9 protein-coding genes are annotated in these 12,535 nt (G+C 71.4%); 1 reads left to right on the top strand and 8 read right to left on the bottom strand.

Translation table 11 applies throughout. The features are described from left to right. Positions 1-258: 258 nt before the first annotated feature. The 8 genes from Raf01_RS07155 to Raf01_RS07120 form a co-directional block, all read right to left on the bottom strand. Positions 259-2,688, bottom strand: coding sequence for an ATP-binding protein (locus Raf01_RS07155; protein WP_203916912.1), 2,430 nt, complete (start codon positions 2,686-2,688; stop codon positions 259-261). Between the two features lie 96 nt (positions 2,689-2,784). After that, positions 2,785-3,933, bottom strand: coding sequence for an acyl-CoA dehydrogenase family protein (locus tag Raf01_RS07150; RefSeq protein WP_203917094.1), 1,149 nt, complete (start codon positions 3,931-3,933; stop codon positions 2,785-2,787). Between the two features lie 15 nt (positions 3,934-3,948). After that, the gene (locus Raf01_RS07145; protein WP_203916911.1) at positions 3,949-5,478 is read right to left on the bottom strand and encodes an acyl-CoA carboxylase subunit beta; all 1,530 of its coding nucleotides are present in this window, start codon (positions 5,476-5,478) and stop codon (positions 3,949-3,951) included. 85 nt (positions 5,479-5,563) lie between these two features. Continuing rightward, the gene (locus Raf01_RS07140; RefSeq protein WP_203916910.1) at positions 5,564-6,463 is read right to left on the bottom strand and encodes a hydroxymethylglutaryl-CoA lyase; all 900 of its coding nucleotides are present in this window, start codon (positions 6,461-6,463) and stop codon (positions 5,564-5,566) included. A gap of 19 nt (positions 6,464-6,482) precedes the next feature. Then, a complete protein-coding gene (locus Raf01_RS07135) occupies positions 6,483-7,823 on the bottom strand; it encodes an acetyl-CoA carboxylase biotin carboxylase subunit (protein WP_203916909.1) in 1,341 nt (446 codons plus the stop codon). Between the two features lie 76 nt (positions 7,824-7,899). Beyond that, a complete protein-coding gene (locus tag Raf01_RS07130) occupies positions 7,900-8,484 on the bottom strand; it encodes a TetR/AcrR family transcriptional regulator (RefSeq protein WP_203916908.1) in 585 nt (194 codons plus the stop codon). 209 nt (positions 8,485-8,693) lie between these two features. Further along, positions 8,694-9,602 (bottom strand): sulfurtransferase, encoded by a 909-nt coding sequence (locus tag Raf01_RS07125; protein ID WP_203916907.1) that lies wholly within the window; start codon positions 9,600-9,602, stop codon positions 8,694-8,696. A gap of 119 nt (positions 9,603-9,721) precedes the next feature. Next, on the bottom strand, positions 9,722-10,486 hold the full coding sequence (locus tag Raf01_RS07120) for an SGNH/GDSL hydrolase family protein (RefSeq protein WP_203916906.1): 765 nt from the start codon (positions 10,484-10,486) through the stop codon (positions 9,722-9,724). Between the two features lie 251 nt (positions 10,487-10,737). Between Raf01_RS07120 and Raf01_RS07115 the strand changes: the two genes are divergently transcribed. Beyond that, a complete protein-coding gene (locus Raf01_RS07115) occupies positions 10,738-12,444 on the top strand; it encodes a proline--tRNA ligase (protein ID WP_203916905.1) in 1,707 nt (568 codons plus the stop codon). Positions 12,445-12,535: the final 91 nt, after the last annotated feature.

Genomic DNA, 12,535 nt, shown 5'->3' with positions numbered 1-12,535 from the left:
TCCATCCCGGCCCTTTCCCGACCCAGTGGGCGGGAACCGGCAGAACTACCGGCAGAACCGGTCCAACGGCCGGACAAACCAGGTTGATCACGGCGTACTGCCGTCCGGTCCGCGACTAATCTCCACCGGGTGGGGAGGCGCCGGTCACGGGATCGGGCACGGGCGGAGAAGGTGGGGCTGTACGGGGGACTTCGCCCGGCCGGGGGCCTCAGCCGTGATGGCGGCGGCATGTCCGCCGCCATCACGGCCGTCGGATGATCACCGATCGAGTAGGGCCTTTTCCCTTGCCAGTAGGCTGACCGCGCTGCGCTGACACAGGTCGTCCAGCTCGCTCAGCACCTGGCGGCGGCGTTTCGGGTCGTCGGTACTCGACGCGACGCCGACCAGCGCCTCCACCACGTCGCGGACATCGTGCCGGCCGGCCAGCGCGTCGGCCGCGACCGCGAACCGGTCGGCGGCGGCGGTCCGGTCTCCCTCGGCCAACGCCAGGTACGCCTCGATCAGCTCGACCACGGCGGGGTCACCCACGTCGACCATCGTCGACCGCGCCTCGGCCACCCGGCCGGCCTGCGCCAGCGCCAGCGCGACACAGCCGATCACCCGCGACTTGTGCCGCGGGTCGCCGAGCTGGTCGACCAGCGGCAGCGAACGCCGCCCGATCGCGACCGCCTCCGGGTACCGGCCGTCCAGCCTGGCTACCTCGGCCAGATTCGCGTGCGCCAGCGCCCGCAGCCGATCCTCACCGACCTCGGCCGCCAGCCGCTGCACCGTGACCAACCGGCGCCGCGCCCCGGCCAGGTCGCCGACGCGGATGTCGTGCCAGGTCAGGTTGTTCTGGGCCACCACCACATCGCGGGTACGGCCGTGCCGCGTGGCCAGCCGCAGTACGGCCTCCCCGTGTTCCCGGGCCGCCTCGTAGTTCCCGTACGCCTGGTGGAGGATGCACAGCTGGTTGCGGGCGGCGAGCTGCCCGGTGACCCGGCCGTGCTCGGTGAAGGTGACCAGCGCCGCCTCCAGCTCGCCCAGTTCGGCGAGCCCGTCGCCGTGCTCGGCGGCGAGCTGCGCCAGGCCCAGCCGCGCCCACGCCCGGACGGTCGGGTCCGCGTGTGCCGTCTCCGGGTCGTCGAGCAGCCGCCGCAGCCAGTTGCGCCCCTCCCGGTCGTTACCGCGCAGCCGCCACCAGCGGGGCAGCTTCGACGCCAGGTACAGCGCGGTCTCCGGGTCGCGGCCGTTCGCCCAGACCAGCGCCGAGCGCAGGTCACTGTTGAGGTCGTCGAGCTGGAGAGCCGCCTCGCGCAACTGGCTGCCGACCAGCCGGGGCGCGGTACGGGCGGCGTACCGTGCCATCACCACCGCGTGCCGGTCGCGGAAGGTGGCCAGCTCGCCTTCCAGTTCGCTCTGCTCGACGGCGAACTCGCGCACCATGTCGAGCATCCAGAACCGGGTCGCCCCGGTGCCCCGCACGCTCACCAGGCCCAGCCCGACGAGCCGGTCCAGTACGGCGACCACGTCCCGCCCGCCGGCGGACGCCCCCGTGCCGTCCGCCGATCCGGGCGACTGGCCCGGCTTCCAGTCGGCCAGCATCTGTTCTGCCAGCTCCACCGACCACCGGTGATGGAACTGGGCCAGCCGGCGCAACGCGGCGCGCTCGGCCGGTTCGAGCAGCCGGTAGCTGCCGGCGATCGCCTCGCGCAGGGTGGTCGCGGCGCCGTCGCGGGCTTCCCGGCGAAGGTCGAGCACCCGGTCGCCGTACCGGTCGAGGATCTCGCCGACCTCCAGGATCCGACCCCGCGCCGCACCCAGTTCCAGGGCGAGGGGCAGTCCGCCCAGCCGCCTGACCAGCTCGCCGACCGCCCGGCCATCGGCCGGCTGCACGTCGCCGTTGCCGACCGCGCGCAGCCGCTCCAGGAACAGCTCGGCCGCTGGGTACTGGGCGACCTGCTCGAGCTCGACGACGCTGGGCGGTGGGCACTCCAGCGGCGTCACCGGCCACGTGTACTCGCCGGCGATGCCAGTCGGCCGCCGGCCGGTGACGATCACGCGCAGGCTGGGCGCGTTGCGCTGCAACCAGTTCAACGCCGCGATCGCCGGCTCGACGGCCCGCTCGATCGCGTCGACCAGCAGCAGCGCGGGCCGGCCGGCGAGCCGCGCGGGCAGGTCGCTGGCCCGGCCGACGTCGAACACGCTCGCCACGGTGGCGAGAGTGTCGGCCTCGGTGGACACCTCGGTGATCACGACGCCGGCCACGCCGCCCGGATGCCGTGCCGCGACCCGGTGCGCGACAGCCCAGGCCAGGCTCGTCTTGCCGACGCCGGAGACGCCGACGAGGGTGACCAGCGCGGCGTGCCGGAGCGCCGCCTCCAGGTTGGACAGTTCGGATTCGCGGCCGATCAGGACCGGAGCCGGCGGCAAGTTGACGCCCGACTCGGTGGACTCGCCGGCCTCACCCCGGCGTACCGCGGCGAGGAACTCGTCCCGGGCCGCGCCGCGCAGCCCCAACGCCGCGGCCAGCAGCTCCACCGTCGCTCGTTGCGGCCGGGACCGGCCGCGTTCCAGATCCCGCAGAGTCCGCACGCCCACTCCGGCCTTCGCCGCGAACTCCTCCTGAGTCATCCCGCTGCGGTGCCGGTGGGCACGCAGAAGCCCGGCGAAAGTACTGCTGGGTACCGCGCCGACGGGCCGAGACATGGTCACGAAGACTAGGCGGTGAGGCGGGCCGATGCGAGGTGCGAGTCAAGATCGCGACCGCAGTTGAGCCGATCTACGACAGTGGCGTGAGAGAATTCACACGCCGAGGTCGCGGGCGATGATCATGCGCTGGACCTCGGAAGTCCCCTCGCCGATCTCCAGGATCTTGGCATCCCGCCAGAACCGGGCGACCGGCGTTTCGTTCATGAACCCGTAGCCGCCGTGTACCTGGGTGGCCTCCCGCGCGTTGGTCACCGCGATCTCGCTGGCATGCAGCTTGGCGATGGCCGCCTGCCGCTTGAAGTCGGTGCCGGCGAGCATCCGGGCAGCGGCGTCGTAGTACGCCAGCCGGGCCGTGTGCGCCCGCGCCTCCATGTCGGCGATCTTGAACTGGATGGCCTGGAAGTTGCCGATCGGCTGGCCGAAGGCGTGGCGCTGGTGCGCGTACGCGATGGACTCGTCCACGCAGCCCTGAGCCAGACCGGTGGCCAGCGCGGCGATCGCGATCCGGCCCTCGTCGAGGATCCGCAGGAACTGCGCGAAGCCGCGCCCGCGCTCACCGAGCAGGTTGGCCGCCGGTACCCGGACGTCGTCGAAGTGCAGCTCATGGGTGTCCGAGGCGCACCAGCCGACCTTCGAGTACCCGGGCGCGACCGTGAACCCCGGCGTACCGTTCGGCACGATGATCGTGGACAGCTCCGGGGTACCGTCCGGCCGGGTACCGGTGCGCGCGGTGACCGTCACGAACGCGGTGATGTCGGTACCCGAGTTGGTGATGAACGCCTTGCTGCCGTTGATGACCCACTCGTCGCCGTCGAGTAGCGCGCGAGTCTGCGTGCCGCCCGCGTCCGACCCGAACCCGGGCTCGGTGAGGCCGAACCCGGCCAGCGCCTCGCCGCTGGTCAGCCTCGGCAGCCAGGTCGCCTTCTGCTCCGGCGTACCGAACCGGTACACCGGCATGGCGCCCAGGCTGATGGCCGCTTCCAGGGTGATCGCGACCGAGGAGTCGACCCGGGCCAACTCCTCCAGCGCGATGCACAGCGCGAAGTAATCGCCGCCCATGCCGCCGTACTCCTCCGGGAACGGCAGCCCGAACAGGCCCATCTTGCCCATCTGCCGGATGACCTCGTACGGGAACGAGTGCTGCTCGTAGTGCTCGAACGCGACCGGCGCGACGACGTCGCGGGCGAACTGCCGTACCGAGTCGCGCAGCGCGGCGTGCTCCTCGTCCAGTTCAAAGCTGATCATCTCGGGCCCCCCTCAGACCGGTGTGACGCCGTGCCGGCGCCGGGCGAAGTGCCGGTCCTTGCCGGCTGCCGCGGCGAACCGCGCGATGAGTTCGGCGCGCAACGCCGACGGTTCGACGATGGTGTCCACGACCAGCTCACTGGCCAGCCGGACGATGTCGATGTCGCGTTCGTACTCGGCGCGCTTCTCGGTGACGAACGTGGTGCGGGCCTCGTCGTCGGGCAGCGCGGCGATCTTGTTGGCGTACACGGCGTTGACCGCCGCTTCCGCGCCCATGACCGCGATCTTCGCGGTGGGCAGCGCGATCGTCGCGTCCGGTGCGAAGCCCGGTCCGGCCATCGCGTACAGGCCGGCTCCGTACGCCTTGCGGACCACCACGCAGATCTTGGGCACCGTGGCCTCGCTGATCGCGGTGATCATCTTGGCGCCGTGCCGGATGATGCCCTGCCGCTCGACCGCGCTGCCCACCATGAAGCCGGGTACGTCGGACAGGAACACCAGCGGCACGTTGAACGCGTCGCACAGCTGCACAAACCTGGTGGCCTTGTCCGCCGAGTCGATGAACAGCACGCCGCCCTTGTAGAGCGAGTTGTTGGCCACCACGCCGACGACCGCGCCGTTCAGCCGGCCGAAGCCGACCGTCAGCTCGCGGGCCCACAGCGCCTGGATCTCGAAGAACTCGCCGCCGTCGAGCAGCCCGCGGACGACCTTGCGCATGTCGAACGCCTGCCGCTCGCTCGCCGGGATCAGCGCCGCGAGGTCGACCTCCGGCGCGGGTACTGGCTCGGTCACCGGCGGCGTGGACTGCCAGTTGGGCGGCAGGAACGACAGGTACCGGCGGATCGTCTCGATCGCCTCGGCCTCGGTCTTGCACAGGAAGTGCCCGACCCCGGACTCTCCACAGTGGACCTTCGCGCCGCCCATCGCCTCCAGCGTGGTCTTCTCGCCGGTGACCATCTCGACCATCCGGTCGCTGCCCAGGTACATGCTCGCGTTGCCGTCGACCATCGCGACCACGTCGCAGAACGCCGGGATGTAGGCGCCGCCGGCGGCGGACGGACCGAACAGCGCGCACGCCTGCGGCACGCTGCCGGACGCGCGGACCTGGTTGTAGAAGATGTTTCCGGCGCCGCGCCGGCCCGGGAACAGGTCGACCTGGTCGGTGATCCGGGCACCGGCGGAGTCCACCAGGTACACCATCGGCACGCCGGTGGTGTAGGCGCGCTCGATCACCCGGATGATCTTTTCGACGGTACGGGCGCCCCAGGAACCCGCCTTGACCGTGGAGTCGTTGGCCATCAGGCAGACCTGCCGCCCATCGACGGTGGCGATGCCGGTGATCACGCCATCGGCGGGCAGGCCGTCCGCCAGAGCGTTCGCGTAGCGGCCATCCTCCACGAAGGAGCCCTCGTCCACCAGCAACGCGATGCGCTCGCGAGCGAACAGCTTTCCCTTGGCAGCGTTGGCCGCGTGGTACCGGTCGGCGCCGCCGGCCTGGACACGCTTGCTCAGCTGCTCCAATGACTCGTGGTCGAGGGTCACCGCGCCTCCCGTCACGCTGGATCGGAAGGTCCGACCCCGTACTTAACGATCGTTAGGCTATCACGGTCGCGATCGCGGACCGCGCCTAGTGAACGGGCGTGAGGCGGGTACGGGGACCGGCGCGCAGCACCCCGGACGGCAGGGTGCGGCCGACGATCCGCTCCGCGAGCGCCGCCGCCTCCAGCAGCGCGTCGAGGTCGATCCCGGTGTCCACGCCCATGTCGTGCAGCATGTGCACCACCTCCTCGGTGGCCACGTTGCCGCTGGCCCCCGGCGCGTAGGGGCAGCCACCCAGCCCGCCGATGCTCGCGTCGAACTCCCTGACGCCCAGCTCCAACGCGGTCAGGATGTTGGCCAGGCCGGTACCCCGAGTGTTGTGGAAGTGCAGCAGGATCGGCGCCTCGCGCGGCACGACGTCGAGCAGCTCACGGACCCGGCGCGGGGTGGCCATGCCGGTGGTGTCACCGAACGCCACCCGGTCGGCACCATCCGCGAGTACCCGCTCGACGATGCCCGCCACCCGGCGCGGGTCGACGTCGCCCTCGTACGGGCAGCCGAAGCTGGTCGCCACGATGACCTCGACACTCGCGCCGGCCTTGTGCCCGGCCTGGATGAGAGCGGTGATGTCGTCCAGCGACTCGGCGGTCGACCGGTTCAAGTTCTTGCGGTTGTGCGTGTCGCTGGCCGAGACCACGACCTCGATCTCGGTGAACCCGGCAGCCAGCGCGCGCTGGGTACCGCGCGAGTTGGGTACCAGCGCCGAGTAGCGGACGCCGGGGGCCTTGGTCGCGGCGGCCCACACCTCGTCGGCGTCGGCCATCTGCGGGATCGCCTTCGGATGGACGAAGGAGACCGCCTCGATCCGCCGCACCCCAGTGCCGGACAGCGCGTCGAGCAGCTGCACCTTCGCCTCGGCGGGTACCGGGTCCTCGTTCTGCAGGCCGTCGCGGGGGCCCACCTCACGGATCGAAACGACGTCGGTCATGCCGGATCCCCTCATTCCCTCATTTCCTCATCCGCCCCACGATGCCGGTGTCGTAGTCGCCGGCCACGAACTCCGGGTTGTCCAGCAGTTCGGCGAAGAACGGCAGGTTGCACTTCGGACCGGCGACCTGGAAGTCGCGCACCGCAGCGCGGGCCCGCTCGATCGCGGTGGACCGGTCGGGTCCGGACACCACCAGCTTGGCCATCAGCGAGTCGTAGTTCGGAGTGACCGTCGTGCCGGCGGCGTACCCGGCGTCGACCCGTACCCCCTCGCCCTCCGGCTCCACCCAGGTCGTGATCGCGCCCGGCCCGGGCAGGAACCGCTTCGGGTCCTCCGCGTTGATCCGCAGTTCGATCGCGTGCCCGGACGGGCTCAGCGCGTCGGGGTCGAACGTCGGCGGCAGTCCGGACGCGACCCGCAACTGCTCCTCGACCAGGTCCACCCCGTACACCGACTCGGTGATCGGGTGCTCGACCTGCAGCCGGGTGTTCATCTCCAGGAAGAAGAACTCGTTGGTGGACGGATCCAGGAGGCACTCGACGGTACCGGCGTTGCGGTAGCCGACCGCCTCCCCGGCCCGTACCGCCGCCGCACACAGCCGTTCGCGCAACTGCGGCGTGACCGCCGGAGACGGTGACTCCTCCAGCACCTTCTGGTTGCGTCGCTGCACCGAGCACTCGCGCTCGCCGAGCGCGACGACCCGACCGTCGGCGAGCCCCAGGATCTGCACCTCGATGTGGCGCACCCGGGGGAAGTAGCGCTCGATGAGGACGGACGCGTCGCCGAACATCCGCTCGGCGAACGCGCGCACTTTCTCGTACTCGATGCGCAGCGCGGCTTCGTCCGCGGCCGCAGCCATCCCCATCCCGCCGCCGCCGGCCGCGGCCTTGACCATCACCGGGTACCCGATGCGCTCCGCCTCGGCGACCGCGGCTTCGACGGTCGCGGCAGGGTCCGTGGTGCCGGGCGCGACCGGTACGCCGGCCGCCGCCATGAGGTTGCGCGCATTGATCTTGTCGCCCATCGCGTCGATCGCGTCCGGGCCTGGCCCGACCCAGATGAGTCCGTGGTCGGCGACCGCCCGGGCGAAGTCCGCGTTTTCCGACAGGAACCCGTATCCGGGGTGGATGGCCTGCGCGCCGGTCGCCTTGGCGGCGCTCAGGATCGCCTCGGCGTTGCGGTAGGACTGAGCCGGGTTCGCCGGGCCGATCAGCACGGACTCGTCGGCCTCCTGCACGAACGGGAGACTCGCGTCGGCGTCGGAGTAGACCGCGATGGTACGGATGCCCAGCCGCCGCGCGGTGCGGATCACCCTGCGGGCGATCTCCCCCCGGTTCGCCACGAGCAGCGATTCGATCATGTGCGCCCTCCTAGCCGTACTGAACGATCGTTAGGCTACTCGTTCAGGCCGGCCGTCGGACAGCGGCCGGGGTGGCTCAGCCGAGCAGCGCGGCCAGGGTAGCCGCGCGCAGCAGGTCGGACCGGCGGTCGCGATCCACCTCACCGCCGAGGAACGGCGTGGAGTTCATCAGGCCGAAGGCTGCGTGCGCGAGCACCCGGGCCTCCTGCGGGGGCAGTTCGGGGCGCAGCGCGATCAGGGTCTGCACCCAGACCTCGACATACAACCGCTGGAGCCGGCGGATGTTGCGGCGCGGGTCCTCCGGCAGCCGGTCCAGCTCGTGCAGGTGCAGGGCGATCACGACCGGGTTCGCCAGTGCGAACGTCACGTGGAACTCGACCAGGGATTCCAGCGCTTCCCGGGGATCGTCCGGGTTCTCGGCGACCCGGGCGCGGCCGCCGGCGAGCAGGCTCTTGCTGACCGGCATCAGCGCCGCGACCAGCATCGCCTCCTTGCCGGCGAAGTGGTGGTACAGGGCCGGCCCGGTCACGCCGGCGGCAGCGCCGATGTCATCCATCGACACGCCGTGGTACCCGCGGGCGGCGAAGAGACCCATGGCGATCTCCAGGATCTCGTCCCGCCTGCTCCGGCGCCGTACCCGGTCCTGCTGCTCGACCACCATCTGGCCAGCCTACTCACCAGTTACCTCGCCGTTCACCATCGGCTCACCAGGCGAGATCGACATCCAGGCGGGATCGATGCCCGCGCCGGCCGGCGACCGGTCTCGGTCGCGGCGTGGCGCCAGACGCGCCGAGCCAGACTGGTCGGCGACTGGTCTGGGTCGCGGCGTGGCGTCAGACGCGCCGAGCCAGACTGGTCGGTCGTAAGCGGTCAGGTCTGCGGGGAGATGCCGCCCGGTTCCGGGCCCCGAGCGACAGGCGCCCGGACCAGGTTGCCCCACTCGGTCCACGAGCCGTCGTAGTTGCGCACCTGCCCGAACCCGAGCAGGTGGGTCAGCACGAACCAGGTATGCGAGGAGCGCTCGCCGATACGGCAGTACGCGATCACGTCGTCGGCCGTCGACAGACCCAGCTCGTCCTGGTAGATGGCGCGCAGGTCGCCGGCCGGCTTGAACGTGCCGTCGTCGTTCGCCGCCTGCTTCCACGGCTTGCTGACCGCACCCGGGATGTGCCCGCCACGCAGCGCACCCTCCTGCGGGTAGTCCGGCATGGACAGCATCTCGCCCGTGTACTCGCCCGGCGAACGTACGTCGACCAGCGGACGGCCGGCGGCGATGTGCGCCATCACCTGGTCGCGGTACGCCCGGATCGGCGTGTCGTCGCGCTCCACCAGCGGGTACCGGGTCGGCTGGCGGGTCGGCCGATCCCGGGTCAGCTCGCGCCCCTCGGCGCTCCACTTCTGCCGGCCGCCATCGAGCAGCCGCACGTCAGGGTGGCCGAAGAGCGAGAAGACCCAGAGCGCGTACGCGGCCCACCAGTTGAAGTTGTCGCCGTAGAACACGATCGTGTCGTCCCGGTCGATGCCCTTCGCGGAGCACAGCTCGGCGAAGCCGCCGCCGGTGAGGTAGTCCCGGCTGACCTGATCGTTGAGTTCGGTGTGCCAGTCGACCTTCACCGCGCCGGGGATGTGGCCGGTGTCGTAGAGCAGCACGTCTTCGTCGGATTCGACCACGACCAGCCCCGGGTCGCCCAGGTGCTCCGCCAGCCACTCGGTGGTGACCAGACGCTCGGGGTGCGCGTACTGCTGGAGGGTCGGGGAGGTGTCGGGAGCTACCGGCATCCCCTCACGCTAGCGCGAGGTACGGCGGGCACGAGGTCACTGACTGCGTGATCAGTGTCGCCAGTTTGACTGCCTGAACAGGTTTGAATGGTTTGAATCCCGGTGCGCGGGGCCCCTGGTCAGTCCAGCGGGCTGAGCGTGGGCCGCTTGGCGACCACGTGGTCGCCGGACGACCGGCCGGTCAGCCGTCGCTTGATCCACGGCGCGAAGTACTGGCGGGCCCAACGGGTGTCCGCCGCGCGACGGGACACCCAGGACAGCACCGGACCGGGCGGCGGAACGTCCCACCACGCCGGGTCGGGCTTCACGTCCAGCGCGGTCAGCACGTGCGCGGCCACCCGCCGGTGCCCGACCTCGTTGAGGTGCAGCCGGTCCACGCTCCACAGCAGCGGGCTGTAGAACTCCTCGTCCTGCCACAAGTCGATCAGCCGGGCGCCGTGCCGCCGCGCGGTCTCGCCGATCGCGCTGTTGAGGTACGCGGCCCGGGGCAGCACCAGGCGCCGCCCGGGTAGCCGGCGGGTCACGTCGGCGAACCGGAACACGATCACGTCGGCGCCGGTCGCACGCAGGGCACGGATGACGTCATCCAGCCGCTTGGTCAGGGCCGGCCCGTCGAAGTTGCGGCGCAGCACGTCGTTGCCGCCGGCTGCGAAGCTGACCAGGTCGGGCGCCACCCGCAGGGCGATCGGTACCTGCTCGTCCACGATCCGGTCGAAGAGCCGGCCACGGATCGCCAGGTTGGCGTACCCGAACCCGGGCTGGTCCTCGGCCAGCCGCTGGGCGACCAGATCGGCCCAACCGCGGTACAGGGTGCCGTCCGGGTACAGATCGTCCATGCCCTCGGTGAAGCTGTCCCCGATCGCGACGAAACTGCCCCAGCCCATGCCCACTCCCGCACCTGTTGTCCAGCTAACGGAAAGCTACTCACCCGGTGCCAGAGCGGAAAGCACCCCTCCGGCAAACGTGGCGCAGGCAACGCCGAGCCGTCCGCGGCGGTCCCAACGACCGACCCCGCCGTCGGGAAGGAGTCCGTCAGTCGCATGCCCGGCGGCCGACGCCGCCGTCGGGAAGGAGGCCGCCAACGCGGCCCGGAAAATATCGACGCTCATGCGGCACCACGCCGTACGCTGCCGGGATGCTGCGGATGTCGACGCTGTTCCTGCGTACCCTCCGGGAGGATCCCGCCGAGGCCGAGGTACCCAGCCACCGCCTGCTGGTCCGGGCCGGCTACATCCGGCGGGTCGCGCCGGGCGGGTACGCGTGGCTGCCGCTGGGCCGGCTGGTGCTGGATCAGGTGACCCGGGTGGTGCGCGAGGAGATGATCGCGATCGGGGTGCAGGAGGTGTCGTTCCCGGCCCTGCTGCCCCGGGAGCCGTACCAGCGCAGCGGCCGCTGGGACGAGTACGGCTCGGAGATCTTCCGGCTCAAGGACCGGCGCGGCGCCGACCACCTGCTCGGCCCGACGCACGAGGAGATGTTCACCGGCCTGGTCCGCGACCTGTACTCGTCGTACAAGGACTACCCGGTGAGCCTCTTCCAGGTGCAGTGGAAGTTCCGGGACGAGGCCCGGCCTCGGGCGGGCCTGCTGCGCGGCCGGGAGTTCCTGATGAAGGACGGGTACTCGTTCGACCTCGACGACGACGGGCTCGCCGCCTCGTACGCCGGGTACCGCGCGGCGTACCAGCGCATCTTCGAACGGCTCGGTGTCGAGGTGCGGATCGTCAACGCGACCGCCGGCGCGATGGGCGGTTCGGCATCCGAGGAGTTCCTGGCGCCGACACCGGTCGGCGAGGACACCTTCGCGGCCTGCGAGTGCGGGTACGCGGCGAACATCGAGGCGGTCACCACCCCGATCCCGGACAGCCCGAATTCCCGGACCCCGGGCGAGAGCCAGGTGCTGGACACCCCCGATACGCCCACCATCGACTCGCTGGTCGACGTGCTCAACACCCGGCGGGCCGGCGGCCACGACGGCTGGCAGGCCGCGGACACCCTGAAGAACATCGTGCTCACGGTGGACGGAGAGCTGCTGATCATCGGGGTACCCGGCGATCGTGAGGTGGACCTGCGCCGGGTGGAGGCGGCGCTGTACCCGGCCACGGTGGCGCTGTTCGACGACTTCGGCTCCCGGCCCGACCTGGTACGCGGGTACCTCGGCCCGCAGGGCGAACTCAAGGCCCGGTACCTGGTGGATCCCCGCGTGGTGCCGGGCAGCGCCTGGGTCACCGGCGCGAACGAACCCGGCCGGCACGCGATCGACGTGGTCTGCGGACGCGATTTCACACCTGACGGCACGATCGAAGCGGTCGTGGTGCGCACCGGCGATCCGTGCCCGCGGTGCGCCGGTCCGCTCGAACTGCGCCGCGGCGTGGAGGTCGGCCACGTGTTCCAGCTCGGCCGGCGGTACAGCGACGTGTTCGGGCTGGACGCCCTCGGCCCGGACGGTCGCCCGCTGCGGGTGACCATGGGCAGCTACGGCATCGGGCTGTCGCGCGTACTGGCCACGGTCGTCGAGCAGCACCACGATGAGAACGGCATCTGCTGGCCGACCAGTGTGGCTCCGGCCGACGTACACCTGGTCGGGCTCGGAGACCGGGAGGCGGTGGCGTCGCTCGCCGGCGAGCTGGAGCGTTCCGGCCTGCGGGTGCTGTTTGACGACCGGACCGGGGTGTCGGCCGGTGTCCGGTTCGCCGACGCCGAACTGATCGGCGTACCGGTCGTGGTGGTCGCCGGGCGGCGGCTGGCCGAGGGGTACGTCGAGGTGCGCGAGCGGGTCGGCGGTACCCGCGAGGACGTGGCGGTCGGCGCGCTGGCGGAGGCGGTCCGGGCACGGCTGCGCTGATCGTCTGCTTCCATGCCCGGGCCCGGGCCCGTCGCCGATCGTTCGGTCAGCGGCCCGCCGCCGGTCGCCACTCGGTCGGCGGAACAGGGTC

This window comes from Rugosimonospora africana, assembly GCF_016862975.1.
Classification (GTDB): domain Bacteria; phylum Actinomycetota; class Actinomycetes; order Mycobacteriales; family Micromonosporaceae; genus Rugosimonospora; species Rugosimonospora africana.
The sequence above is the reverse complement of the archived record's forward strand: the minus strand, read 5'-3'. Positions and strand labels throughout refer to the sequence as shown.

What these genes read in the sequence shown, in the direction of transcription:
- Raf01_RS07115 (WP_203916905.1), top strand. Translation starts at nt 10,738, where the DNA reads ATGCTGCGGATGTCGACGCTGTTCCTGCGTACCCTCCGGGAGGATCCC.
- Raf01_RS07140 (WP_203916910.1), bottom strand. Translation starts at nt 6,463, where the DNA reads ATGACCGACGTCGTTTCGATCCGTGAGGTGGGCCCCCGCGACGGCCTG.
- Raf01_RS07125 (WP_203916907.1), bottom strand. Translation starts at nt 9,602, where the DNA reads ATGCCGGTAGCTCCCGACACCTCCCCGACCCTCCAGCAGTACGCGCAC.
- Raf01_RS07155 (WP_203916912.1), bottom strand. Translation starts at nt 2,688, where the DNA reads ATGTCTCGGCCCGTCGGCGCGGTACCCAGCAGTACTTTCGCCGGGCTT.
- Raf01_RS07120 (WP_203916906.1), bottom strand. Translation starts at nt 10,486, where the DNA reads ATGGGCTGGGGCAGTTTCGTCGCGATCGGGGACAGCTTCACCGAGGGC.
- Raf01_RS07135 (WP_203916909.1), bottom strand. Translation starts at nt 7,823, where the DNA reads ATGATCGAATCGCTGCTCGTGGCGAACCGGGGGGAGATCGCCCGCAGG.
- Raf01_RS07130 (WP_203916908.1), bottom strand. Translation starts at nt 8,484, where the DNA reads ATGGTGGTCGAGCAGCAGGACCGGGTACGGCGCCGGAGCAGGCGGGAC.